The sequence below is a fragment of the Polaromonas sp. CT11-55 genome, from assembly GCF_047303325.1.
Taxonomy (GTDB): domain Bacteria; phylum Pseudomonadota; class Gammaproteobacteria; order Burkholderiales; family Burkholderiaceae_C; genus Polaromonas.
In genome coordinates this window covers 1-22,120 of the sequence record NZ_JBKBEX010000014.1, presented here as the reverse complement: position 1 = coordinate 22,120, position 22,120 = coordinate 1, and the positions used below count along the sequence as shown (strand labels likewise).

The following is a 22,120-nucleotide window of genomic DNA, read 5'->3' as shown; positions in this document are numbered from 1 at the left end:
GGCTCAACGCCGGTATAGTTCCTGCAGTTGCTGCGCCTGCAAGCCGGCTGCAAGGGGCTGGGCTGCGGTTTGCGCGGCCTGGATTTCGGGGGCACGGACTGCCGCCGCCTGGGAAACCGGCTGGGCCGCCGTGCGCTCGGTTTCCGGCAGGGCAGCGCCCGGCGCCTGCACGCGGCGGGCGCCGTCAAAGCGGCGTTGCCAGTAGCTCACGCCCATGCTTTCGACGCGCACTTCGGCACCGGGCTTGGGAGAGTGGATGAATTTGCCGTCGCCGACATAAATGCCGACATGGCTGAAAGCGCGCCGCATGGTATTGAAAAACACCAGGTCGCCGGGCTGCAGCTCGTTTTTCTCGATACGCTGGGTGGCCGCGGCCTGTTGCTCAGCCCGGCGCGGCAGCAGCAGGCCTACGCTTTGTTCGTAGATGGCACGCACAAAGCCGCTGCAGTCAAAACCGGTTTCCACGTTATTGCCGCCGCGTTTGTAGGGAACCCCCAGGAAGCCCATGGCATTGACCACGAGTTCAGAAGCCTTGTTGCTGACGTTTTGGCGGACCTGGCCGATTTGCGCGAGCAGGCCTTTGTCGGCCAGCAGTTTGTCCATGTCATCGCCGGAGTTAGCCGGCGCCGCATGCACGCCGGCTGCCAGCAAAGCGGCAGAGGCAATGACGAGGACAGGGGCAATTTTTCGCATGGCGCCTAGGATACTTGACAGATCTGTCCTACGTCAACCTCAAGTGGCTTCTTGATAAGCTTTACAAACCATTGATTTGTAACGAGTTTATCTACGGGAAAACCCCTTTTTTCACTTCAGGTCCTATGTTTGCATATGAAAAAGGCGCATTGGCGGTCCGATGGGAGCCGGCTTCCGTCGCTGGCTCGCAGCCGCTGATCTGGCATCAAGCTTGAGGGCAAAAATATGAGTAATTCCAAGGCCTTGTCTACAAAGTTCGCTCTTGTTTTGATAGCGGTTTTTGCGGTCGCCTTGTCTGCCCAGGCCCAGGCCGTTCGCCCGGAAATTGTGGCCAGCGGCCTGCAAAACCCCTGGGGCCTGGCTTTTTTGCCCGGTGGCCGTTTTCTGGTGACCGAGCGCCCGGGCCGCTTGCGGGTGGTCGCGGCTGACGGCAGGCTGGGGCCACCAGTGGCCGGGTTGCCGGAAATAGCCGCCGGCGGGCAGGGCGGCCTGTTGGACCTCATCACCGACAGCGACTTTGCCCGCAACCGCACGGTCTTTTTCTGCTTCTCGGAACCCGGCCCCGCCGGCCGCGGCAACAGCACGGCGCTGGCGCGGGCGAGCCTGAGCGCCGACGAAGGCCGGCTGGAAAACCTCAAAATCATCTTCAGCCAGAAGCCCAAGGTGGCCAGCAGCGCGCATTTCGGTTGCCGCATCGTGGAAAGCCGGGCTGCCGGAAGCGGCGCTGTGGACGGCAAACTTTTTCTCACGCTGGGTGAGCGCTTTTCGCGCAAGGAAGATGCCCAGACCTTGGACAACCACCACGGCAAGATTGTCCGCATCAACAAGGACGGCTCGGTGCCGCAAGACAACCCCTTTGTGGGCAAAGCCGGGGCCCTGCCGGAGATCTGGAGCTACGGCCATCGCAATGCCCAGGGCGCGACGCTGGCGCCGGACGGCACTTTCTGGATGCATGAGCACGGCCCGCAGGGCGGTGACGAAATCAACCTCCCCAAGGCCGGCGCCAACTACGGCTGGCCTGTCATCACCTACGGCGAGAACTACGGCGGCGGCAAGATAGGCGAGGGCATCACCGAAAAAGCCGGCATGCAGCAGCCGCTGCATTACTGGGTACCGTCCATCGCGCCTTCGGGCATGGCCTTTCTGACCAGCGAGCGCTATGGCAAGGCCTGGCAGGGCAACCTGTTTGTCGGCTCGCTCAAGTTCGGCTACCTGGACCGCATCGAGCTGTCTGCGCCTTTTACGACACCTTTTACCGGCAAGGTGGTGCGCGAAAGCAAGCTGCTTGCAGAACTCGGCGAGCGCATACGCGACGTGCGCCAAGGCCCGGACGGGCTGCTTTACGTGCTGACCGACAACAGCAACGGCAAGCTGGTGCGCCTGCTACCGGGCGGTTGAAGCCCGGCTGAAGCTCCTTAGTCCGGCGTGACGGCGGCGATCAGGTCCAGCTCGACGGCCGCATTCTTGGGCAGCTGCGCCACGCCCACCGAGGTGCGCGTGTGCGTGCCGGCTGCTCCCAGCACCGCATGCAGCAAGTCTGAAGCGGCATCGGCCACCTCGCTTTGCTGGCTGAAGTCGGCGGCGGACTGCGTGTAGACCGTCACGCGCAGGATTTGCTGGATGCGGTCCAGGCTGCCCAGGCTTTGCCGCAGCAGCACCAGCGCGCGCATGGCGCAGACCCTGGCGGCCAGTTGGGCCTGGGCCAGCGAAACGTCGGCACCGACGCGGCCGGTGACCACCACCGTGCTGCCCACGCGCGGCACCTGGCCGCTGACATAAACCACGTCGCCGTGCCGCACAGTGGACACATAGTTGCCGCCTATCTTGAGTTCACCCTCAAAGCTGTAGCCGAGGGCGGTTTCCTGGGCGGCAAAACGGGCGTCGCGTGAATCTTCCATGGCAGAGGCTTTCTTTCTGGAGAGTTATATAGAGGGGAGGCGGGAATCCAGGGGAATCAGCTGGGACTTTTAAGCCGCAACAGGCTCAGCCCCAGCAGGCCGAAGGCACCGCCGCAGATGCGGTTGAACACCCGGGCCCGGCGCGGCGTGCCGAACCAGCGGTGCGTATGGCGCGCCAGCAGCACATAAGCCATGTGCGACACCAGCACGCAGGCGGCAAACGCGCTGGTCAGCGCCATGAACTGCGGCAGCACCGGCGCTTCGGGATGGATGAACTGCGGAAACAGCGCGGTGAAGAACAGAATGCTTTTCGGGTTGGTCAGCGCCACCAGCAGGCCCTGGCGGAACAGCGCGGCGTTGGTTTTGCCGGGCTGCGACTGCTCCGGTAGCGGCGCGTCGAACATCGAGGTCTTGCTGGTCCACTGGCGCCAGCCCAGGTAGACCAGGTAGACCGCGCCCACGGCTTTGAGCACCGCAAACAGCCAGGCCGAGGTGTGCAGCAGCGTTCCCAGGCCGGCCATCGCCGCGGCTGAGACCGAGAACACGCCCAGCACATTGCCCCCGGAACTCCACAGCGTCTTGCGTGGCCCCCAGGCCACGGCATTGGAAACCGCCAGCAAAATGCCCGGCCCGGGGCTCAGCGCGGTCACAAGTGAAATGGTGATGAACAAAAGCCAGGCGGAAGTGGTCATGGGGCGTGGGTGACGAGTGAATGGAACGGATGATCGAATTTACCGTGGCGGCCTCAAACCGGCTTGGCGCTGCGGTATCGCCCGCGCGCGGCCTGGGTGATTCCCGACAGCCGGCCCAGCCATTTTTGAGCCACCGCCGCCAGCCTTTGCGGTAGTGGCACGCGGGCCGGCTGGCTCAGTAGGCAGGCCGCGCCGCCGTGCTGGGCGGTGACCGTAATCCAGCCATCCTCGGCGACGGCATGCGACTGCCCGGGCTCCAGCGCCGCGGCGTCGCGAAACACCTGCTCGCCCAGCCAGCGCGGCGCGCCCGTCACCAGCAGCGTGCCCGAGGTGCTGATCAGCGCGCTGCCGGCCCTGCTGTGGAAAAACAGGGATTCACCGGCGTCAAGCTCAAGGTGGCGAGGGGCGGGGCGGTGCTGCATGGCGGCTCCAATCAGGGGTGGTCGGTCGGGGAGGGCATGGCTGCAAGATTAAGGAAAGCGCCCCATTCCTGACAGATGCACACAAGCCCTTTCTGTATCGGTACAGAAGGCTTTTTCCCCATCTGTTATGGTCTGGTTTTGCCCCATCTGTGGCTGTGTCGCCGCAGTCCCTTCACGGATCATTCAGCTCATGGACGTGTTACCCCTGACCTCGGCCCCCGCTCAAGCCCCGTCGCAACCGCTTTACCTGCGGCTTTCCAGCCACTACCGGCAGGCGATCCAGTCAGGCGTACTGATGCCCGGTGAACGCATGCCTTCGGTCAGGGCGCTGACGCGGCTGCACCAGGTCAGCCTGTCGACCGCGGTCGAGGCCTGCCACACGCTGGAGGACGAAGGCCTGCTCGAGGCGCGGCCGCGTTCCGGCTACTTTGTGCTCAAGCGCCGGCGCACCGACCTGCAGCCGCCCAGCGAGCCCGAATCCGGCCGCAAGCTGGACCCGGCCCAGTACGTCGGCGTGCACGACCGCGTCTCGGACTTTGTCGCCAAATGCGATGTCTACCCGCTGGTCACCAACCTTGCGGGCACCTATGGCTCACCCGCGATGTACCCGGCCGAAGCGCTGAAAAACGCCGCCACGCGGACCTTGCGCAAACACCCCTTTTTGCTGGTGAGCGCACCCGACTTCCTGCACGACTCGCCGCTCAATGCCGTGCTGGCCAAGCGCGCGCTGGAAGCCGGCATGCAGCTCTCGCCCGAAGACATCCTGGTGACCCACGGCTGCATAGAGTCGCTCAACATCGCCCTGCGCGCGGTGGCGCAGCCGGGCGACACCGTGGCGGTGGAGTCGCCCACTTACCACGGCCTGCTGCAAATCCTCGAGAGCTTGGGCCTGCGCGCGCTGGAGATCCCCACCAGCCCGCAGCAGGGCATCTCCGTCGAGGCCCTGGACCTGGCCCTGCGCACGCATGACAGGATTCGCGCCGTGGTGGTCATGCCCAATTTCCATAACCCGCTGGGCAGCGTCATGCCCGATGCCGAAAAAGAAAAGCTGGTGCGCCTGTGCGAGCGCCAGCGGGTCGCGGTGATCGAGGACGACACCTACGGCGCCCTGGGCCCCGACGACGTGCCCCTGAAGGCCGCGAAGGCCTGGGACCGTGACGGCTCGGTGATTTACTGCGCCTCGCTGCGCAAGACCCTGGCGCCCGGCCTGCGCCTGGGCTGGGTCGCGGGCGGCCGCTGGCAGGCCCGCATCCAGATGATCAAGTACGCGCAAAGCCGCGCCAATGAAGTCCTGGGCCAGTACACCGTGGCCGAGTTCATGGCCTCCAGCGCCTACGACCGCCACATGGCCAGGCTGCGCCGCATGCTCAATGCGCAGCGCGAGCAGATGGCCGAGGCCATCGCGGCCCACTTCCCGGCCGGCACCCGGCTGTCGGTGCCCAGGGGCAGCATGATGCTGTGGGTGGAGCTGCCGGCCGGCAGCTCGGCGCAGGCCGTCTTCGACACCGCCATACGCCAGGGCATACGCGTCGCGCCCGGCTCCATGTTTTCCAACTCGAACCGTTTCGACAACTTTTTGCGCATCAGCTGCGGCGAGCCGTTCTCCAGCCAGGTCGATGAGGCCTTGCGCACGCTGGCGGCGATTGTCTCGGCCCAGACCGCCAAAGCCTGAGCATGAAACCTAATGCGCCGCCGCGTGGCTGCGCTTCACGAAGAACAGGCCTGCGCCCACCGCCATCAGCATGCCGCCGAACACCCGGTTCTGCAGCCGGATCGCGCGCGCATTCTTGAACAGCGTCTGCAGCCGGCTGGCCGCGAAGGCATAACCGTGCATCACCACGGTGTCCACCGCCACCGTGGTCACGGCCATCACCAGCAACTGCGGCCACAGCGGCCGGCTGGGGCTGATGAACTGCGGCAGCACCGCCACCATAAACAGAATGCCCTTGGGGTTGGTCACATTGGTCAGCAGGCCCGTGAGGAAGCGGCGTTTCGCTGAGAGGCCATTGGCATCCGCCACGCCGGCCTCGCCATCTGCCGCGATGCCGTTCGACGAGCGCCACTGCGCCCAGCCGATGTAGATCAGGTACAGCGCGCCCAGGATCTTGACGACACTGAAGGCCAGCTCCGACGCCACCAGCAGCGAACCCACACCCGCACCCGCCACCAGCAGGATCACCACCAGCCCGATCTGCAAACCGGCAATCGTCGCGCGCGTGCGCCGCATGCCAAAACTCAGGCCGTGGCTCATGGCCAGCACGGCGCCTGAACCGGGGGACAGCGCGATCAGGATAGAGGCGAGGAAGTAGGCGGTCCAGGTGTCGAGGGCCATGGTCGGGTGCGATTGAAGAAGGAATGGGGGAGGGAGGCGAAACGCAGGCATCCTACACGGCAGCATTGGCGCTGAATGGGGATGGCCTGTTGAATTTCGCTGAAGCCTGACCTATTAGAAGACCCGAATTACGTAGCTTCCTGACTCAGTGCTCGCTTAGCGAACTTCAGGGGCGAGGCCCCTGCCGTCCACATTCCAGATGCTGGTTTTCATCAAGTCATCAGGATGTGCTTCTGATAGATGAATCACTAAAAACCGGATATCGGGATTCTCCATGGCAATCCGGAATTTCTTCGACGCATTCAAATCTGCAACGGGAATCAGTTTCTCAGAAGCACGGTCCAGGTTAAGCCAGTGAACAAAGCTGTCGCCGAACACCACGCCGGGGGGAAGCAACTTGCCACTGACGGTGAATGTGGGTTGCTCATTGACACGCATTTTCTTGACGCCGAGCAGTTCGTCCAGCGAGCCACCACCCGTTTTTTCGGTGTCGTCAATTTCTGCCCCTGTGACACTGAGACGCGGCGACGGCACTCCAAGTTTTGAGGCCAGTGACTCTGAGATTCGTTGGGTTGCCATCAGGCCGGCATACCTGTTCCAGTGATGATCCCCCTTGTAATACATCAGACGTTCGTTTTTGGCCTGCAATATTTCCGGAAGCATGTCCAGTTGATTCACGCCGGCCTGAACCAAAGCTCGCGACCATCTGTCTCCCTCTGAAAGCGGGTGCAAAAGATAGCCGCGCTGGCGTATGTATTCTTTGTAGACACTACCTTTGTTTGGCGCCATGACAAATAAAAATTCAATGCCACGGGACTTCAGGCGATCCTGCAAGGCCCTGATCTTCAAGGCCGCATCGAGCACCTCCTGGTCCGAATGCTTCGTGTGACTGTGAACAAAACTTTCCCAATCCGGTAGTCCAAACAGGAAATCTGAATCCCCCAGGATCACTCTTTTGTTTGAAGAAGTTCCCAATAACTTCAGATCTATCAGATTATTCAACCGTATTAGAAGCTTACGAAATCCGAAATTGTCATTCACATACGCGTCGAAGCCGGTTGTGAATTTATCCGACAAGACATCCCGGACTTCTGGGACTGGGGGGCGGGGCGCGAGAACCCGCTTTTCAAGCAGCGTAGGTTCCGGCACCACACGCAAAACCATCTGCATACTTGTGATAACAAGGAATGCAAAAAACAGCGAGATAGTGGCTACCTGGATAGTTTTTTTCATGACCATTGGCTTTTCAGCTTAAAACTGGAAATACAGAAAAGGATTGAATGTGCCTGTCGCCAGGTTCATGACCGAATAGCCCAATAAAAGCAATATGCCAAAACTTCTTAACAGCGGCTTTGACTTTTCCGGTGCATGGATTTTTTTCAGAATATTGTCCGGAAAGAAACTGATCAGCAGGCCCACAAACGCGCAAAGCATGACCTTGGGGTAGAGGCCGTAATCGACGGTCAGGTTGTAGGGTGTCACGCTGGATATCGCACCCTGGATGTTGAACATCTTCCCCAGATAGGCAAATGCATAGGTCAAGTCAGGGGACCGGAAAAACACCCATCCGATGACAACGACAAAAAATGCATATGCCGTTGCGACGAATGCAGGGACGCGCTCAAGCGTACGCAGCAGGAAAAGCCGCTCAATTGTCAGCCACACGCCATAGTAGGCACCCCAGAAGATAAAGGTCCATTTGGCGCCATGCCACAAACCGCACAACAGAAAAACCACCCACAGGTTCAGCAGTGTCCGGCCAAGCGTCAGGTGGTTTCCGCCGAGGGGGATGTAAACATAGTCCCGAAAAAATGATGAAAGGGACATGTGCCACCGCCGCCAGAATTCAGTGATGCTTTTTGAGGTGTACGGACGATTGAAATTCTCGGGAAGTCGAAAGCCGAACATCATGCCGATGCCAATGGCCATATCGGTGTATCCAGAAAAGTCGAAGTAGATTTGAAGCGTATAAAAGATCACGCCAAGCCAGGCCAATGTTGGATCCAGCGCAGTGACCGGTTGCGAGAAGATCGTGTCAACGATAAGCCCCAACTGATTTGCAATCAGCACTTTTTTTGCAAGGCCGACCATGAAACGCCATATACCATGGAACATCAGGTCTACGGAATGAGTGCGCTCTGTAATCTGGGCAGCGATGGTGTGGTAACGCACGATGGGCCCGGCAATGAGCTGTGGAAAAAACAGCAGGTAAAGCACGAACTCTGCGATGTTTCTCCGCGGCTCCACTTTCTGTCGGTACACGTCCACCAAATAGCTGATTTTGTGAAAAACAATAAATGAAATGCCAATGGGCAATATGACGGCTTGCCACGTCCACTGCATGTTCCCAAGGTGTTTGCTGAGTTCGTCAACAAAGAAATTTGCGTATTTGTAATAGCCCAGCAACAGGAGGTTGATCCCGATGGCGATCCAGAGCAGGATTTTTGCGGACCTGGCGCCGGATGCGGATTGACGGTGAGCGGCAATCGCAAGTGCAATGTAGTAGTCCAGGATGACGCCCGCACCAAAGACCAGCAAATATGACGATTTAGGTGCGCCCCAAACGTAGAAGAAGATGCTTGCAAAAAGTAGCCATATGTTTGCGAACCTGTTCGTCGCGGGAGATATGGCCTTTATCAAATAGTAGATGCCCACAACGACCGGCAAAAACAGAAACAGGAAAAGTGGTGAACTGAAGACCATTAATTTCTTTCTTCATCGACAGCCGCACTGTCAGAGCGCTCGGTCTTGCGCTTTTGAGCAGTGTTGTAGTGGTTTGGATGCCACGGCCAGGCACGCCGCCGCTGCATGAAAGCGCAAGGGCCACCTGGACAGGGGGGTATTGAAAAGGGGATGCATGGGGAGCGGTGAACCAGAAATTGCAAGCGGATGTGACAGTCCCTGGATTCTATGTGACCCGTGCCCTCTTGAGCCCTCCGTTACATACCGGGATCACAGTGGCGCGCGGCCTCTCATTCGAATAGAGGAGATTCTCCGCAGGCTTGGCATAAGCGCATGGAAGCGGCCCCCTTGGGTATCATGCCCGCATGGCCTCCAAGGGATACGCACAAAGTCAACTCACGCAAACCGGCCGTGCCGCGCAGCTGTGGGTGATCGAGTGGTGGCGACTGGTGCACCTGGGGGCGATCATCCTGGTGCTGACGCTCTCGCCTTCGAGCTATAGCCCGCAGAGCCGCGCGATTCTGGCGCGCCACATTTACGTCAATACCGCGCCCATTCTTTTGTGGTTCACGGTGCTGTGCGCGCTGGTGACGGTGGTTCTGACGCGCATCGTGCTGGTGACGGCGCTCAGCTATGGGCTGTCGCAGTATGCGCTGCAGGTGGTGATACGGGTGCTGGTGCTGGAGCTGATCCCGCTGACGGCGGCGCTGTTTGTGGCGCTGCGCTGCACGATTCCCGATGGTGCCGAATTGACGGCCATGCAGGCCAGCGGCGAACTCGACGAGATGCGGCGCCAGGGGATTGAGCCGGTGCGGCGCGAGGTGCTGCCGCGTGTAGTGGCGGGCATGTTCTCGGGCATCACGCTGGCGGCGCTGAGCTGTGTGGTGGCGCTGGTGGTGGCTTATATCGCGACCTACGGCTTCGCGCTCTCGGGCCTGGCGGCCTATACCCGGCTGTTCGGCCAGGTGTTCAGCCCGGCGGTGACGCTGATCTTTGTGCTCAAGACCCTGTTTTTTTGCCTGGCCGTGTCGTTGATTCCCATGGCCTCGGCCTTGTACGGCATGTCCGAGGCCAGCGTGCGTACCAGCGCCGAGATGCGCGGGCTGGTGCGCATGTTCGCGGTGATCCTGCTGATCGAGATTGCTTCGCTGGTCGGCAATTACTATTGATCTCCACAAGAAAAAAATACCCCATGAGTTCACCCCACGACAATCCCAATCCGCAGCCGGACCGGCCGGACCCGCTGCAGCCGGCGCGCGAGGCGCAGCAGTCCTCGCCCGCGGAAATCCGCAGCCTGGAGTTCAAGGCCAGGCTGCTGCTGTTTTTCATGCTGCTGCTGGTGTGCGGCTCGGCGCTGTATGTGATGTACGCGCGCGGCGCGTTTGAGTCCACCCAGCGCCTGGTGCTGATCGCCGACGATTCCGACGGCGTGGTGGTCGGCATGGACCTGACGTTTTCAGGTTTCCCCATAGGCCGGGTCAACCGCGTGGAACTGGCCCCGGACGGCAAGGCCCGCATCCTGGTCGACGTGGCGGCCAAGGACGCCCACTGGCTGCGCACCAGCAGCGTGTTCACGCTGGTGCGCGGGCTGGTCGGTGGCACCGCCATACGTGCCTACACCGGGCTGCTCAACGACCCGCCGCTGCCCGAGGGCGCGGAGCGCACAGTGCTGCTGGGCGACGCGGCCGCCGAGGTGCCCAAGGTGATCGCCGCGGCCAAGGACCTGATCGAAAACCTCAACACCCTGACCGGCGAGGGCGGCTCGGTGGGCGCCAGCCTGGCCAACCTGAAAACCCTGACCGACAGGCTGAACGGCCCGGGCGGCGCGCTCACAGTGCTGCTGGGCAGCGAGGCCGAGGCCAAAAAATTCGCCGCCACCCTGGACCGTACGAATGCCTTGCTCACCAAGCTGGACGGCCTGGCCGCCAAGACCGACACCCAGGTCTTCGGCGACAAGGGCCTGATGCCCGAAACCCGCGCCACCGTGGTGCAGCTCAACACCATGCTGGGCGAGGCCCGCACCAGCCTCAAAAAGGTCGATGCGCTACTGCAGGACGCCCAGGCCGTGACCCGCAACGCCAAGGACGCCACGGCCGACCTGGGCGCGCTGCGTGCCGACGTGGAGGCCAGCCTGCGCAAGGTGGAAGGCCTGATCAACGAGATCAGCCGCAAATGGCCTTTCGCCAAGGATGCGAGCGAGGCGGAGATGAAACTGCCATGAACACCCACCTGATCAAACCCGCCGCGCTGGTGGTGGCCGCCGGGCTGCTGGCCGCCTGTTCCAGCGGCCCGCGCGCGCCGGACTGGCAGTTCGAAGCCAAGGGTTCCATGGACCGTTCCGTCGCCGCCTACATGGAAGGCAACAGCCGTGTCGAGATGGCTGAGCTGGAGCGCGCGCGCGGCCAGCTCACGCGCTCGGGCCGTGCCGACCTGCTGGCCACGGCCGAGCTGCTGCATTGCGCGACGCGCGTCGCCAGCCTGGTGCTGGACGAGCCCTGCGCCGGCTTTGAAAAACTGCGCCCCGATGCCACCGAGGCGCAGCGCGCCTATGCCGACTATCTCAAGGGCCGGGTGGCGCCGCAAGGCATCGCGCTGCTGCCTGAATCGCAGCGCGCCGCCGCGGCCGGCAACGCGGGTGCGCTGGCTGGCATCACCGATCCTTTGTCCAAGCTGGTGGCGGCCGGTGTGCTGCTGCAAACCGGCAAGGCCAGCCCGGCCGTGATCCGCCAGGCGATAGACACCGCCTCGGCCCAGGGCTGGCGGCGCCCGTTGCTGGCCTGGCTGGGTGCGGAGCTGCGCCTGGCGGAGCAGGGCGGCAACACGGCCGAGGCTGAGCGCCTGCGCCGCCGCATCGAGCTGACGCAAAACACGCCCGCAGCCGTGAAGCCATGAAAGAGCTCGTGTGATGAGCTACCGGCTCAGGCTGTACGCCTATGAAGATGCGTCCGAAGGAGAGCTGCAGGCGGCCGAGCAGCGCTTCCGGACGGCGCTGGAGGAGGCGCTGGGCCATGAAAGCCTGGTGCTGCCGGTCTACAACGCCTATATGCGGCTGGTCGCGACCTATGGCGAATCGCCGGCGGAAGATGTGCTGTCGGCCGACGAACAGGAGATCTTCAGCCAGTGGCAGGCGGCGGAGCTGGCGGCCGTGACGGCCGCCCTGGGCCCACATCGCTATATGGGTGATGCGCAGTTCGAGATTCGCCCGGCGTAGCGCGATTCAGGGCGAGCGGCTCAGACGCGGTGAGGCCAGCGCCTGCAACTGGTCGGAAATCGCTGTCTCCACTCCCGGGAGCTGTTTGAACAGCTGGGCTTTTTCCAGCATTGCGTGCAGCTGGCGCAAATCCTTGCTGCTGGTGGTCGCCTTGATCTGGGCGATCGCCGCCGTCGTGTTGCCGCTTTTGAGCACTGCCAGCATTTTGCTGACCCATTCGCTGGCGGCCGGTCGTTTCTGGTTCATGCGGGCATTGTAGGGTTGGCCTCAAGGCGGCAGCGCTTTTTCCTCAGCGGCGCTTGACCTTGAGTGCACTCCAGGATTTTTAATCCCTGCAAGCCCTCGCGACGTGCAGGGCTCCACGCCCGGTGCGAAGGGCATTCCAGGAGATTCCTCATGAGCACAGCATCCTCCGCCGCCACCACGGCGGCTAACAAAGAGTACATCCAGCGAGTCATGGCCGAGCTGGACAAAGGCAACGGCAAGCCCTTTGTCGAGGCCATGGCCGATGATGTTTCATGGACCATTCCCGGCGACACGCCGTGGTCGCGCACCTACAGCGGCAAGCAGGCGGTCCTTCAGGAATTGCTGCGGCCGCTGTATGCCCAGTTCGCCACGCCTTATGTCAGCACCACGCGCCGCGTCATGGCCGACGGCGACATGGTCATCATCGAGTTCGACGGGCGGGTAACGACCAAAGCCGGCAAGGCCTACAACAACCGTTATTGCTATGTCTGCCGCATGGAGGGCGGGCGGATCAAGGACTTGATGGAGTACCTGGATACCGCGCTCGTGAGTTCGGCGCTGGAGGCCCCGCCATCGCAGGCGCTTGCCGCCTGAGCGGCAGGTTCTTAGAACCTGTTCACGGCCTAAACGGGGCCGCGCAAGCGCCTTATCGGGATGGGATGCAAGGCGCGGTGCGACGCCCATAGCACGGCTATGGGCTAGCACCGCAACGCCGCAGACCGCCCGAGAAGGCACTTGCCCTCGGGGTTGGCGTGAAATCGGGCGATTGAGCCACCCAGGCCCTTGCATGGGCATTAGCCCATGCGGCGGTCCCGGTCGGCCCACTCATCCCGATTGCACCCAACGCGGCCCCGTTTAGGCCGTGAACAGGTTCTATAGTGACGCATGGCTGAAACTTTCCTGATCGGGCAACTCGCCGCGCGCACTGGGCGCAGTGTGCACACCATACGTTGGTACGAGGCGCAGGGCCTGATTCCGGGCGTGGCGCGCGACGGCGGGCGGCGCCGCGTCTACGGCGAGCTGCACATCAGCTGGCTGGAGCTGATGGACAGGCTGCGGCGCACCGGCATGTCGATTGCCGAAATGCGCGAATACACCGCGCTGGTCAAGCAGGGCAGCGGCACGCTGGCCAAACGGCAGGCCCTGCTCTCGGCGCACCGCGAGCAGGTCAGGGGCATGATTGCCGAGTGGCAGCTGGCGCTCAAGCTGCTGGACAGCAAGATCGATTTTTACGATGAATGGGTGGCTTCGGGCAAACGGCCCGCGGTGAAGGTGGCGCAGCGCGCGGGTACGGCGCTCACGTCCCGGCCCAAGGTGAAGACGCGCCGGCCTCTGAAGGCTTAGCCGGCGGGAGCCTGCGGCGCATCCAGCGCATCGAGCAGCAGGCGGAGTCCCGCCAGCGCCGCTTCACCGCCTTCCATCTGCGCCCGCACGATGGCGCCATCCACGGCCAACGCCGCCGCGCCGGCGATAGCCTGTTGGCGCGGGCCGGCCGGCAACAGGCCGGCAATGACCTGGCGCATCTCGCTTTTGTGGTTTTGCACGATTTGTGCCACGCCGGGCAGGGCGCCCGCTTCGGCCGTGGCATTGATGAAGGCGCAGCCGCGAAACAGCGGGTCGGCAAACCATTCGGCCAGCGCGGGCAACAGCGGCGCCAGGCCGCCGCCCGCCACCGCGCCGTGCCGCCCCAGGGCGTCGACAAACCAGGCCATCCAGCGTTCGTGGCGGTAGTCCAGGAAGGTGCGTATCAGTTCGTCCTTGCTCGGAAAGCAGCGGTAGAAGGTGAGCTTGGCCACGCCCGACTCGGCAATGATGCGGTCTATGCCGGTGGCGCGCAGGCCGTCACGGTAAAACAGGTCGTGCGCGGTGAGCAGGATGCGTTCGCGCGGGGAGGGGGCTGAAACGTCCATGAGCTGATTGTAGACAGGTCTGTCTACTTGTGCCAGAATTTCGACAAGTAGACAGACCTGTCTACTTTCTTTTCTTTGTCGCCTCCGCCACCTCCACACCATTTAAAGGATGCCTCCATGGAAACCCGGCCGCCGCTCCCGCCCTTCACCCACGACACCGCTGTGCAGAAAGTCCGCGCCGCCGAAGACGGCTGGAATACGCGCGACCCGCAGCGCGTGTCGCTGGCCTACACGGCGCAAAGCCGCTGGCGCAACCGCGCCGAGTTCGGCACCGGCCGCGAGGAAATCGTCGGCCTGCTGTCGCGCAAATGGGCGCGAGAGCTGGACTACCGCCTGATCAAGGAGTTGTGGGCCTTCGGCGGCAACCGCATTGCGGTGCGCTTTGCCTACGAGTGGCATGACGATGCCGGCAACTGGTTCCGCTCCTACGGCAATGAAAACTGGGAATTCGACGAAATGGGCCTGATGGCGGTGCGCCACGCCAGCATCAACGACCTGCCCATCAAGGCGGCCGATCGCAAGTTTCACTGGCCGCTGGGGCGCCGGCCCGACGACCACCCGAGCCTGAGCGACCTTGGCTTGTGAGGGTATGGGGCAGGGGCTGTAGAATCCGTGTCCCTCGTGCGCACCGTGTTGAAGGCGGTGTGTGACCTGAATTTGCCCCCCGGCCTGCTGCTGGGGCGCCCGACCCGAGTGATCCCGCTTTGACTGACTCCCACACCCCACCGGCCGGCCCGGACGACGAATCCCTCCACGACGAGCAGCCCGTTCTCCAGGAGCCGCGGCTTTGGCGCGGCGACGGTTGGACGGCCAAGGTTATCAAGAACGAAGACGACGACGGCTGGGCCGTCGCCATGATCAAGGACGGCGAGCCCGAGCCCGCGCTGGTCGGCCCCTGGACCATGGGGCGCGACAAGAAAAATCCCAAGCCGCTGGACGGCCCCGCCTTCAGCACGCTGGTGAAGACCGCCTCGGAATTCGTGCGCAGGCACGAGCAGCAGCTGCATGCCACGCTGCACCAGAGCATCACCGTGACCGCCCATGCGGCGCGTGTCACGGTGACGCTGGACATCGTTCCGGATGAGGACAACCCGCACGGCCTGCTTGGCGCCGCTGACGAGGCCGGTGAACAACTGGCGCAGGTGCGCGTGGCGCCGTCCTTCAAGCTCAACCGCGCCAGCGCCGTGGCCTGGGCTGAAAGCGGCTTTGCCAAGCCGGCCGGCCGGTGAGCGCTCCCCAAGCCTGCGGCATAGACTTCGGCACCTCCAACTCCACGGCGGGCTGGAGCCGGCCCGGCTTGCCCGCGCTGCTGCCGCTCGAAAGCGGCAAACCGACGCTGCCTTCGGTGGTGTTTTTCCATGCCGAGGACGAGCATGTGAGCTACGGCCGCGCGGCGCTGGCCGACTACCTGGCCGGTTACGAAGGGCGCTTGATGCGCTCGCTTAAAAGCCTGCTGGGCACGGCCATGATTGACGACCACACCGAGGTTGCCGGCCGCGCGCTGCCGTTTCGCGTGCTGCTGGCGCAGTTCATCGGCGAGCTCAGGCACCGCGCCGAAAAAGCCGCCGACCAATCCTTCAGCCAGGCGGTGCTGGGCCGCCCGGTGTTCTTTGTGGACGACGACCCTCAAGCCGACAAGAAGGCCGAAAACACCCTGGCCGAGATCGCCCACGCGGTCGGCCTCAAAGACATTGCCTTCCAGTACGAGCCCATCGCCGCAGCCTTTGACTATGAGTCGCAGATCCGGCGCGAAGAGCTGGTGCTGGTGGTGGACATCGGCGGCGGCACCTCGGACTTCGCGCTGGTGCGCCTGTCGCCGGAGCGCGCAAAAAAGGCCGAGCGGCGGGATGACATCCTGGCCAGCGGCGGTGTGCACATAGGCGGCACCGATTTCGACAAATACCTGAGCCTGGCCAGCGTCATGCCCACGCTGGGCCTGGGCAGCCGGCTGGTGAGCGGGCTGGAGGTGCCCTCGGCGCAATACTTCAACCTCGCGACCTGGCACACCATCAACCAGGTCTACAGCAAGAAGTCCTGGACGCAGATCAGCGACATACGGCGCGGCGCGGTCGACAAGGACAAGCTGGACCGCCTGCAGAACCTGGTGCGCGAGCGCGCAGGCCACTGGCTGGCGATGCAGGTCGAGGCGGCAAAGATCACGCTGTCCGATGCGCCCGAGGCCGTCATGGACCTGGGGCGCATCGCCCCCGGCGAGACGCTCACCCTGCATCGTCCCGACTTTGACGGCGCCATCGGCGAGCTTGTGGGCACGGTGTCGCGCGCTGTCCTGGGCCTGCTCAAGGACGCCGGCGTCGACCCGGACGCCATAGACACCGTGTTCTTCACCGGCGGCTCCAGTGGCGTGCCTTTGCTGCGTGAGCAGATTTCCGCGCTGCTGCCCCAGGCGCGCAGCGTGGAGGGCGACCGCTTCGGCAGTATTGGCGCGGGACTGGCGCTCGATGCGGTGCGCAAGTTCGGCTAGGGAGGCTGCCGGCTAAAGCCCCCTGTTCCAAGCCGGTCGCGCGGCGGAATTGGCCGGATCTGCCCGGCGGGATTTTGCCCAATTTCCGGTTTTTGAAATAGGAATAGATGCTTAACTATCTATTTTCGATAAAAAGATAGTTAAATATTGTTTTTAATCCATAAATAGATAAAATACTATCGTTTCTATAAAAAACGATGCTTTTCTATTGATGAAAACACTGTCTGAAATGGCGACCCTTCTTGAAGCGGAGCGGCAGCGTCTGATGCTGGACTACCAGGCCCTGGCAGAAAGGACGGGCCTCACACCCCTGGCGGTACGCAATGTGCTGCAGGGCCGCAGCGCGCCGCGCATTACCACCTTGATGGCGATTGCCGACCAGCTGGGCCTGGAGGTGCTGCTGCTGCCCAAGGTGGCGGCCGCCGGCCTGCAGGCTCACAGCGTCCAGGAGCCTGTGCCACCCGCCTTGTCGCGGGTGGACCGCATCGTGGCAGAGACCTCGCAGCTCGCAGCCGCCGCCGCACGCGCAAAGAAGACCAAGGGTGAGCGGCCATGAACGTCCTGGCGCTGGACATCTACCTGGGCTCCCTGCGCGCCGGGTTGCTGTTCCAGTACGGCACGGGCAACACGGCGCTCACGCGCTTCATCCCCGACGAGGCCTTCTGGTCCAAGCCGGCATCGCCGGTGTTTTCCTGGGCCGCTACGGACGACGACGCGCAGCGCCGCGAGATTTTCTGGCGCAGCTACGTCAACACCCCGTTCTTCAATGCCGAGGGCGGGCGCCTGCCGGCTTTCTTCCAGAACCTGCTGCCCGAAGGCCCGCTGCGCCGCCACCTCGAGCAGCTGCGCGGCTGCGGGCCCAACGACCATTTCGACATGCTGGCCGCCTGCGGCACCGACCTGCCGGGCAATGTCTACGCCTATCCGGCGCACCTTGATGCCCAGGCGCTGGCCGGCGTGGTCACCCAGCACCATGACGCGCTGGAGATGTCCGTCAGCGCCGACCCTTTGCCCGACGCAACCTCGCTGTCCGGCGTGCAGCCCAAGCTGGCGCTGGTGCAGCAGCAGGGCCGCTATGTGGCGCGCACCCGCGATGCCCAGGGCATACACATCATCGCCAAGCTGCCCACGGCGGAGTTTGCCCTGCTGCCCGAGGTGGAGGAACTCTCGCTGCGCCTGGCGCGGGCCGCGGGCGTCGACGTGTGCGAAGCCTGGCTGGCGCCCCTGGATGAGATCACGGCCGGCCAGCCTTTTGTGCTCGGCGAGAGCCGGCATTTCCTGGCTGTCAAACGCTTTGACCGGGGACCCCAGGGGCACATCCACTGCGAGGATTTCGCACAGATCCTGCGCATACAGCCCGAAGAAAAATACACCCACCCGGCCGCCAGCTATGCCGCCATGGCCAGGACGCTGCGCGAAGGCATGAGCCTGCCGGCCCAGGTGGGCGAGGGCGCCGCGGAAGAACTGATACGCCGCGTCATGGTCAATGAAATGCTGGGCAACTACGATGCCCACGTGAAGAATTTCGGCGTGCTGTACCGCGACGGCCGTACGCCCGAACTGTCACCGGCCTACGACGTGGTCGCCTACGCGGCCTACCTGGGCGGGCGCGGCCATGCGCTGCGTTTTGTGCCCGGCGGCGAAAAGCAGGCCAGGCTCACGGCCCAGACCCTGCGCAGTTTTTGCAATGCCTCAGGTATGTTCGAAACGCGCGTGCGCGGCGTGCTCAATGAGGCTGTGGGAAAGGCCTGCGAATCGTGGCCGCAGATGATTGAGGGCAGCGCCTTGATGGAGCGGCAAAAGCAGAACCTGCTCAAGCACTTCGAGGCCTGCGACGCGGTGAAAAGCTGGCGGGCCCGGCGCGCGGCGGGCGCCAGGCGCAGGGCGCAAAGCACTGCGGCTAACTGAGGAATTGTTCCGGCTGCTTCTGCTGCTCCGGCTGTTGCGGCGATGCCGGTCTCGCCGTTAACTGCAATTCCTTGAGCCAGGCCTGCAAGGCTTCCGATCCACCGATTTTTTTGCCACCCGCAAACACCTGCGGCGCCGTGGCGGCGCCCGCCACTGCCTGCAGCGTGTTGGTGCTGATGCCGTGGCCCAGCGTGATTTCCTCGTAGGAAAGGCCGGCCTCGTCCAGCATGGCCCGGGCCTTGGCGCAAAACGGGCAGCCCGGCTTGCTAAAGAGCGTGATGGGTTCGGGCGCCACGGCCTCCGGTGCGACGTACTTGAGCATGGTGTCGGCATCCGAGACCTCGAACGGGTCCCCGTCCTTCTCGGGCTCGATGAACATCTTCTCGATCAGGCCGTCGCGCACCAGCATGGAATAGCGCCATGAGCGTTTGCCGAAGCCGAGATCGCTCTTGTCGACTAGCATGCCCATGCCCCTGGAGAAATCGCCGTTGCCGTCGGGGATCAAGGTGATGTTGCCGGCTTCCTGCGCCTTGCCCCATTCATTCATCACAAAGGCGTCATTGACCGAGAAGCACACCACGTCGTCAATGCCGTGGGCCTTGAAGGTTTTGGCCAGCGCATTGAAGCGCGGCAGGTGGGTGGAAGAGCAGGTGGGCGTGTAGGCGCCAGGCAGGGAGAACACCACAACGTTCTTGCCTGCGAACAGCTGGGCGCTGGAGACGTCGACCCACTGTTCGTTCTGGCGTGTCTTGAAGGTGACGTCGGGGACGCGCTGTCCCTCGTTGTTGGAGAGCATGGGAAGTCCTTCGGGTAGGGGGTTGCACGGCAGCCACGGCTGATAGCGGTGGCCGATGACATTCATTGTGCGAAGCGCCTGGGGCCGCAGGCTGTCGGACAGCGACGACATTGCTGTAGGGCAATCCCATGTGCGCGACCGCGCGCCTACCGTCAGCCGCGGCCGGCCCGGGCCCACATGCACAACGCGGGCCGCATTCCAGAATCTCACCACGCCCGATTGCCGTCGGGCGCTCAGGAGTTTCTTATGCCCGAAGGGCCGTCAATCCAGATCCTCAGGGAGGAAGCCGCGGGCTTTGCCGGCAAGGTCGTGCGGCGCGTCGGCGGCAATACCCGCATAGACACGGCGCGGATGGTGGGCCAGCGCCTGCTGGCGGTGCGCAGCTGGGGCAAGCATTTTCTGCTCGAGTTCGACGGCTTCACCGTCCGCATTCATTTGCTGATGTTCGGCAGCTACCGTATCAACGAAGGCAAAGAGGGGGCCGTGCCCCGGCTCAGCCTGGGGTTTGCGGGCGGCAAGGAACTGAATTTCTACACCTGCTCGGTGCGCTACATCGAAGAACCTCTGGACGCTGTTTACGACTGGAGCGCCGACGTGCTTTCCGATGCGTGGGATGCCGCTGCCGCTCGCAGGAAGCTACGCGCCATGCCTGCCACCCTGGTCTGTGATGCGCTGCTGGACCAGGCGGTGTTCTCCGGCGTGGGCAACATCATCAAGAACGAGGTGCTGTTTCGCATGCGCGTCCACCCCTTGTCAACCGTGGGTGCCTTGCCCGCCCCCAAGCTGCGCGAACTGGTGACGCAAGCCCGGCAGTACAGCTTTGATTTCCTGGCCTGGAAAAAAGCTTTTGTGCTCAGGCAGCATTGGCTGGCCCATACCAAGAGCATCTGCCCGCGCTGCGACATCCCCTTTGTGAAAGCCCACCTGGGGAAAACGAACAGGCGCAGCTTTTTCTGCGAAAACTGCCAGCACCGCTACGAAGCGCCGTTCGAACTGAGCTAGGGGGCTTGCCTCGGCGGGTGGCATGACAAAATGCGGTTTTCTCAAACCCCGCAGCTGGAGCTTTGCATGAACTTCGCGCCCGACCTTGCCACGGTCACACACGGCATCCAGCTGGCGGTGGCGCCGGTGTTTTTACTCACCGCCGTCTCGGGCATGATTGCCGCCGTGGCCGGCCGCCTGGCCCGCATCATTGACCGCGCGCGCTTTCTGGAAAACCGGCTGGAGGCCGGCGGCGTGGAAGACGCCCGCGCGCAACGCATGTATGCCGAACTGCGCGAACTTCGCCACCGCGGCTGGCTGGTCAACATCTGCATCGCCTTGCTGACTTTTTGCGCCATCCTGATCGGAACCACCATCATCCTGCTGTTCCTCGGCGAGACCAGCGAGCTGCCGACCTTGCGGATCGCGACGGTGTGCTTTTTGTCGGGCGTGGTTTGCTTCCTGCTGGCCCTGGTGTGCTTTCTGGCGGAGACCTTGCTGGCGACGCGATTGCTGAAGTTCGCGGAGCCTTCGAGCTAGGCCTGTGTTGCCTGAGCCTGAATGTGAGCAAATGTAGGACGCTGCTTCAGCTTGTTGCCCTACAGATCTTTTCCTTCCGTGATGGCGAGAATGGGCAAAGTCCCGTCAACGGCCGCGCAAGCCCCCCGTTGAACAGTCAGGCATGCGGCCAATGCCCTGTTTGCCGCAGGCCCTTGCCAAACCACCGGAGAACCATAATGAAAACCACCACGATGACAATGGGGCGCAGCATTGCACTGCTGATGGCGGCCACCCTGGCCTGTTCCACGAGTTTTGCCGAAAAACCCGAATGGGCGGGCGGCGGCAAAAACAAAGGCAACAAGCACGAGCAACAGGCGGAGCAGTCCGACCAGGGCAATCAAGAGCAGGGCGGCAAAAAAGCCAAGAAAAACAAGCAAGCCACCGAGGTCAAGGTCGGCGGCTATTTTGTGCCGCAGCAGCGTGTGGTGGTCCAGAACTACTACGGCAAGCAGTTCAAGGCCGGCCACTGCCCTCCGGGCCTGGCCAAGAAAAACAACGGCTGCCTGCCCCCAGGCCAGGCCAAGAAATACGCCATCGGCCAGCCGCTGCCGCGCGACGTCGTGTACTACCCCGTGCCCGCGGCTGTGGTGGTGCAGCTCGGTGCCCCGCCCGCCGGGCACAAGTATGTGCGGGTTGCGACCGACATCCTGTTGATTGCGGTGGGGACGAGTATGGTGGTGGATGCTATCCAGGACTTAGGTTCTATTTAAATTGATTTTTTCCGGCGGCTGCGCTCTCTGCTAAGGGCGGCTAGCCGGGGTTGCCCGGCGGCAAGTAACTTTGGCGAAACCCGCAAAGCGGGTTTTCTTTTGTTTGCCAAAAGGCGCGCTGCGCGCGCGGGGTTCGCTCACTTCGCGCAGCGAAGTTACGCGAACACCAAAGTCACCAAAGAAAAGGCGGCCCGCAGTCTGGGTCCCTCCGCTGCGCTGCGGGCAACCTGCGGTGCTCGACTACGGCGGGGTCTCGCGCAAACTCGCTTCGCTCAGACAACGCGATCCCTGATCCGCCTACGTCTGCGCTCCTCGGCCCAGCCAGGACGGGGCAATCGGGAGCGGGGACAGAAGACAAAGAAACCAAATACAAACAAGGACACGCCATGGCGTGTCCTTGTGGTTTTTGGTATTTTTGTCCCCACCCCTTGTGTATGCGCCGAGGAGCGGAGGTCCAGGCGGATCAGGGATCGCGTTGTCTGAGCGAAGTGAAACGTAGCGAGTTTAGCGAGACCCCGCCTGGACCGAGCACCGCAGGTTGCCCCGGAGCGAAGCGCAGGGGACGCAGACACCAGGGTCGCGGTTTGTTTTTGTTT

General features: G+C 63.1%; 26 protein-coding genes. 16 read left to right on the top strand and 10 right to left on the bottom strand.

The window, feature by feature from the left end; all coding sequences use genetic code 11:
* Positions 1–3: 3 nt before the first annotated feature.
* Positions 4–693 carry a C40 family peptidase gene (locus tag ACEN8I_RS14185; RefSeq protein WP_413329135.1) on the bottom strand — a complete coding sequence of 230 codons (690 nt, stop codon included), beginning with the start codon at positions 691–693 and terminating at the stop codon, positions 4–6.
* Between the two features lie 225 nt (positions 694–918).
* On the opposite strand from ACEN8I_RS14185, the gene ACEN8I_RS14180 reads away from it, so the two are divergent.
* Positions 919–2,091, top strand: coding sequence for a PQQ-dependent sugar dehydrogenase (locus tag ACEN8I_RS14180; protein ID WP_413329134.1), 1,173 nt, complete (start codon positions 919–921; stop codon positions 2,089–2,091).
* Between the two features lie 17 nt (positions 2,092–2,108).
* Here ACEN8I_RS14180 and ACEN8I_RS14175 read toward each other — a convergent pair whose 3' ends face one another.
* The 3 genes from ACEN8I_RS14175 to ACEN8I_RS14165 are packed head-to-tail and all read right to left on the bottom strand — an operon-like array spanning position 2,109 to position 3,705.
* Entirely contained in the window at positions 2,109–2,591 is a 483-nt protein-coding gene (locus ACEN8I_RS14175; protein ID WP_413329132.1) for a RidA family protein, read from the bottom strand.
* 56 nt (positions 2,592–2,647) lie between these two features.
* Positions 2,648–3,283, bottom strand: coding sequence for a LysE family translocator (locus tag ACEN8I_RS14170; protein ID WP_413329131.1), 636 nt, complete (start codon positions 3,281–3,283; stop codon positions 2,648–2,650).
* A gap of 53 nt (positions 3,284–3,336) precedes the next feature.
* Complete coding sequence (locus tag ACEN8I_RS14165; RefSeq protein WP_413329130.1) at positions 3,337–3,705, bottom strand: hypothetical protein; 369 nt, start codon at positions 3,703–3,705, stop codon at positions 3,337–3,339.
* Between the two features lie 190 nt (positions 3,706–3,895).
* On the opposite strand from ACEN8I_RS14165, the gene ACEN8I_RS14160 reads away from it, so the two are divergent.
* The gene (locus tag ACEN8I_RS14160) at positions 3,896–5,377 is read left to right on the top strand and encodes a PLP-dependent aminotransferase family protein (RefSeq protein WP_413329129.1); all 1,482 of its coding nucleotides are present in this window, start codon (positions 3,896–3,898) and stop codon (positions 5,375–5,377) included.
* 9 nt (positions 5,378–5,386) lie between these two features.
* Here the strand turns inward: ACEN8I_RS14160 and ACEN8I_RS14155 are convergent, their stop codons facing one another.
* The 3 genes from ACEN8I_RS14155 to ACEN8I_RS14145 form a co-directional block, all read right to left on the bottom strand.
* Positions 5,387–6,037 (bottom strand): LysE family transporter, encoded by a 651-nt coding sequence (locus ACEN8I_RS14155; protein WP_413329128.1) that lies wholly within the window; start codon positions 6,035–6,037, stop codon positions 5,387–5,389.
* Positions 6,038–6,193: 156 nt separating this feature from the next.
* A complete protein-coding gene (locus ACEN8I_RS14150) occupies positions 6,194–7,270 on the bottom strand; it encodes an alginate O-acetyltransferase AlgX-related protein (RefSeq protein ID WP_413329127.1) in 1,077 nt (358 codons plus the stop codon).
* Between the two features lie 18 nt (positions 7,271–7,288).
* On the bottom strand, positions 7,289–8,740 hold the full coding sequence (locus ACEN8I_RS14145) for an MBOAT family O-acyltransferase (RefSeq protein ID WP_413329126.1): 1,452 nt from the start codon (positions 8,738–8,740) through the stop codon (positions 7,289–7,291).
* Positions 8,741–9,084: 344 nt separating this feature from the next.
* On the opposite strand from ACEN8I_RS14145, the gene ACEN8I_RS14140 reads away from it, so the two are divergent.
* Genes ACEN8I_RS14140 through ACEN8I_RS14125 form a run of 4 tightly spaced genes read left to right on the top strand, consistent with a single transcriptional unit; the run spans position 9,085 to position 11,930 of the window.
* A complete protein-coding gene (locus tag ACEN8I_RS14140; RefSeq protein WP_413329125.1) occupies positions 9,085–9,888 on the top strand; it encodes an MlaE family ABC transporter permease in 804 nt (267 codons plus the stop codon).
* Between the two features lie 23 nt (positions 9,889–9,911).
* A complete protein-coding gene (locus tag ACEN8I_RS14135; RefSeq protein WP_413329124.1) occupies positions 9,912–10,940 on the top strand; it encodes an MlaD family protein in 1,029 nt (342 codons plus the stop codon).
* The gene (locus ACEN8I_RS14130) at positions 10,937–11,611 is read left to right on the top strand and encodes a hypothetical protein (RefSeq protein WP_413329123.1); all 675 of its coding nucleotides are present in this window, start codon (positions 10,937–10,939) and stop codon (positions 11,609–11,611) included. The genes ACEN8I_RS14135 and ACEN8I_RS14130 overlap by 4 nt, the downstream gene beginning before the upstream one ends.
* Before the next feature lie 13 nt (positions 11,612–11,624).
* Complete coding sequence (locus tag ACEN8I_RS14125) at positions 11,625–11,930, top strand: hypothetical protein (protein ID WP_413329122.1); 306 nt, start codon at positions 11,625–11,627, stop codon at positions 11,928–11,930.
* Between the two features lie 6 nt (positions 11,931–11,936).
* Here ACEN8I_RS14125 and ACEN8I_RS14120 read toward each other — a convergent pair whose 3' ends face one another.
* Positions 11,937–12,176, bottom strand: a complete 240-nt coding sequence (locus ACEN8I_RS14120) for a hypothetical protein (protein WP_413329121.1) — start codon at positions 12,174–12,176, stop codon at positions 11,937–11,939.
* Between the two features lie 150 nt (positions 12,177–12,326).
* Between ACEN8I_RS14120 and ACEN8I_RS14115 the strand changes: the two genes are divergently transcribed.
* On the top strand, positions 12,327–12,770 hold the full coding sequence (locus tag ACEN8I_RS14115) for a nuclear transport factor 2 family protein (RefSeq protein ID WP_413329120.1): 444 nt from the start codon (positions 12,327–12,329) through the stop codon (positions 12,768–12,770).
* A gap of 291 nt (positions 12,771–13,061) precedes the next feature.
* Positions 13,062–13,520, top strand: a complete 459-nt coding sequence (locus tag ACEN8I_RS14110; RefSeq protein ID WP_413329119.1) for a MerR family transcriptional regulator — start codon at positions 13,062–13,064, stop codon at positions 13,518–13,520.
* Here ACEN8I_RS14110 and ACEN8I_RS14105 read toward each other — a convergent pair.
* Complete coding sequence (locus tag ACEN8I_RS14105) at positions 13,517–14,086, bottom strand: TetR/AcrR family transcriptional regulator (RefSeq protein WP_413329118.1); 570 nt, start codon at positions 14,084–14,086, stop codon at positions 13,517–13,519. The genes ACEN8I_RS14110 and ACEN8I_RS14105 overlap by 4 nt on opposite strands.
* A gap of 117 nt (positions 14,087–14,203) precedes the next feature.
* Here ACEN8I_RS14105 and ACEN8I_RS14100 point away from each other — a divergent pair, with 117 nt between their 5' ends.
* The 5 genes from ACEN8I_RS14100 (at position 14,204) to ACEN8I_RS14080 (ending at position 18,476) form a co-directional block, all read left to right on the top strand.
* Positions 14,204–14,671, top strand: a complete 468-nt coding sequence (locus ACEN8I_RS14100) for a DUF1348 family protein (protein WP_413329117.1) — start codon at positions 14,204–14,206, stop codon at positions 14,669–14,671.
* Between the two features lie 119 nt (positions 14,672–14,790).
* Positions 14,791–15,315 (top strand): hypothetical protein, encoded by a 525-nt coding sequence (locus tag ACEN8I_RS14095; RefSeq protein ID WP_413329116.1) that lies wholly within the window; start codon positions 14,791–14,793, stop codon positions 15,313–15,315.
* Positions 15,312–16,568: an Hsp70 family protein gene (locus tag ACEN8I_RS14090; RefSeq protein ID WP_413329115.1), complete on the top strand. Its 1,257-nt coding sequence runs from the start codon at positions 15,312–15,314 to the stop codon at positions 16,566–16,568. Before ACEN8I_RS14095 ends, ACEN8I_RS14090 begins: the two co-directional genes overlap by 4 nt.
* A gap of 229 nt (positions 16,569–16,797) precedes the next feature.
* A complete protein-coding gene (locus ACEN8I_RS14085) occupies positions 16,798–17,124 on the top strand; it encodes a helix-turn-helix domain-containing protein (RefSeq protein ID WP_413329114.1) in 327 nt (108 codons plus the stop codon).
* On the top strand, positions 17,121–18,476 hold the full coding sequence (locus ACEN8I_RS14080) for a type II toxin-antitoxin system HipA family toxin (protein WP_413329113.1): 1,356 nt from the start codon (positions 17,121–17,123) through the stop codon (positions 18,474–18,476). The genes ACEN8I_RS14085 and ACEN8I_RS14080 overlap by 4 nt, the downstream gene beginning before the upstream one ends.
* On the opposite strand, the gene ACEN8I_RS14075 is transcribed toward ACEN8I_RS14080, so the two are convergent.
* Positions 18,469–19,272 carry a glutathione peroxidase gene (locus ACEN8I_RS14075; RefSeq protein ID WP_413329112.1) on the bottom strand — a complete coding sequence of 268 codons (804 nt, stop codon included), beginning with the start codon at positions 19,270–19,272 and terminating at the stop codon, positions 18,469–18,471. The genes ACEN8I_RS14080 and ACEN8I_RS14075 overlap by 8 nt on opposite strands.
* A 246-nt stretch (positions 19,273–19,518) precedes the next feature.
* On the opposite strand from ACEN8I_RS14075, the gene ACEN8I_RS14070 reads away from it, so the two are divergent.
* The 3 genes from ACEN8I_RS14070 to ACEN8I_RS14060 all read left to right on the top strand — a co-directional run bounded on the left by ACEN8I_RS14070 (position 19,519) and on the right by ACEN8I_RS14060 (position 21,524).
* Positions 19,519–20,274 (top strand): DNA-formamidopyrimidine glycosylase family protein, encoded by a 756-nt coding sequence (locus tag ACEN8I_RS14070; RefSeq protein WP_413329111.1) that lies wholly within the window; start codon positions 19,519–19,521, stop codon positions 20,272–20,274.
* A 66-nt stretch (positions 20,275–20,340) separates the two neighbouring features.
* Positions 20,341–20,793 (top strand): DUF2721 domain-containing protein, encoded by a 453-nt coding sequence (locus tag ACEN8I_RS14065; protein WP_413329110.1) that lies wholly within the window; start codon positions 20,341–20,343, stop codon positions 20,791–20,793.
* A 197-nt stretch (positions 20,794–20,990) separates the two neighbouring features.
* Positions 20,991–21,524, top strand: a complete 534-nt coding sequence (locus ACEN8I_RS14060) for a hypothetical protein (RefSeq protein WP_413329109.1) — start codon at positions 20,991–20,993, stop codon at positions 21,522–21,524.
* Positions 21,525–22,120: the final 596 nt, after the last annotated feature.

What these genes read in the sequence shown, in the direction of transcription:
- ACEN8I_RS14185 (WP_413329135.1), bottom strand. Translation starts at nt 693, where the DNA reads ATGCGAAAAATTGCCCCTGTCCTCGTCATTGCCTCTGCCGCTTTGCTG.
- ACEN8I_RS14180 (WP_413329134.1), top strand. Translation starts at nt 919, where the DNA reads ATGAGTAATTCCAAGGCCTTGTCTACAAAGTTCGCTCTTGTTTTGATA.
- ACEN8I_RS14175 (WP_413329132.1), bottom strand. Translation starts at nt 2,591, where the DNA reads ATGGAAGATTCACGCGACGCCCGTTTTGCCGCCCAGGAAACCGCCCTC.
- ACEN8I_RS14170 (WP_413329131.1), bottom strand. Translation starts at nt 3,283, where the DNA reads ATGACCACTTCCGCCTGGCTTTTGTTCATCACCATTTCACTTGTGACC.
- ACEN8I_RS14165 (WP_413329130.1), bottom strand. Translation starts at nt 3,705, where the DNA reads ATGCAGCACCGCCCCGCCCCTCGCCACCTTGAGCTTGACGCCGGTGAA.
- ACEN8I_RS14160 (WP_413329129.1), top strand. Translation starts at nt 3,896, where the DNA reads ATGGACGTGTTACCCCTGACCTCGGCCCCCGCTCAAGCCCCGTCGCAA.
- ACEN8I_RS14155 (WP_413329128.1), bottom strand. Translation starts at nt 6,037, where the DNA reads ATGGCCCTCGACACCTGGACCGCCTACTTCCTCGCCTCTATCCTGATC.
- ACEN8I_RS14150 (WP_413329127.1), bottom strand. Translation starts at nt 7,270, where the DNA reads ATGAAAAAAACTATCCAGGTAGCCACTATCTCGCTGTTTTTTGCATTC.
- ACEN8I_RS14145 (WP_413329126.1), bottom strand. Translation starts at nt 8,740, where the DNA reads ATGGTCTTCAGTTCACCACTTTTCCTGTTTCTGTTTTTGCCGGTCGTT.
- ACEN8I_RS14140 (WP_413329125.1), top strand. Translation starts at nt 9,085, where the DNA reads ATGGCCTCCAAGGGATACGCACAAAGTCAACTCACGCAAACCGGCCGT.
- ACEN8I_RS14135 (WP_413329124.1), top strand. Translation starts at nt 9,912, where the DNA reads ATGAGTTCACCCCACGACAATCCCAATCCGCAGCCGGACCGGCCGGAC.
- ACEN8I_RS14130 (WP_413329123.1), top strand. Translation starts at nt 10,937, where the DNA reads ATGAACACCCACCTGATCAAACCCGCCGCGCTGGTGGTGGCCGCCGGG.
- ACEN8I_RS14125 (WP_413329122.1), top strand. Translation starts at nt 11,625, where the DNA reads ATGAGCTACCGGCTCAGGCTGTACGCCTATGAAGATGCGTCCGAAGGA.
- ACEN8I_RS14120 (WP_413329121.1), bottom strand. Translation starts at nt 12,176, where the DNA reads ATGAACCAGAAACGACCGGCCGCCAGCGAATGGGTCAGCAAAATGCTG.
- ACEN8I_RS14115 (WP_413329120.1), top strand. Translation starts at nt 12,327, where the DNA reads ATGAGCACAGCATCCTCCGCCGCCACCACGGCGGCTAACAAAGAGTAC.
- ACEN8I_RS14110 (WP_413329119.1), top strand. Translation starts at nt 13,062, where the DNA reads ATGGCTGAAACTTTCCTGATCGGGCAACTCGCCGCGCGCACTGGGCGC.
- ACEN8I_RS14105 (WP_413329118.1), bottom strand. Translation starts at nt 14,086, where the DNA reads ATGGACGTTTCAGCCCCCTCCCCGCGCGAACGCATCCTGCTCACCGCG.
- ACEN8I_RS14100 (WP_413329117.1), top strand. Translation starts at nt 14,204, where the DNA reads ATGGAAACCCGGCCGCCGCTCCCGCCCTTCACCCACGACACCGCTGTG.
- ACEN8I_RS14085 (WP_413329114.1), top strand. Translation starts at nt 16,798, where the DNA reads ATGGCGACCCTTCTTGAAGCGGAGCGGCAGCGTCTGATGCTGGACTAC.
- ACEN8I_RS14080 (WP_413329113.1), top strand. Translation starts at nt 17,121, where the DNA reads ATGAACGTCCTGGCGCTGGACATCTACCTGGGCTCCCTGCGCGCCGGG.
- ACEN8I_RS14075 (WP_413329112.1), bottom strand. Translation starts at nt 19,272, where the DNA reads ATGCTCTCCAACAACGAGGGACAGCGCGTCCCCGACGTCACCTTCAAG.
- ACEN8I_RS14070 (WP_413329111.1), top strand. Translation starts at nt 19,519, where the DNA reads ATGCCCGAAGGGCCGTCAATCCAGATCCTCAGGGAGGAAGCCGCGGGC.
- ACEN8I_RS14065 (WP_413329110.1), top strand. Translation starts at nt 20,341, where the DNA reads ATGAACTTCGCGCCCGACCTTGCCACGGTCACACACGGCATCCAGCTG.
- ACEN8I_RS14060 (WP_413329109.1), top strand. Translation starts at nt 20,991, where the DNA reads ATGAAAACCACCACGATGACAATGGGGCGCAGCATTGCACTGCTGATG.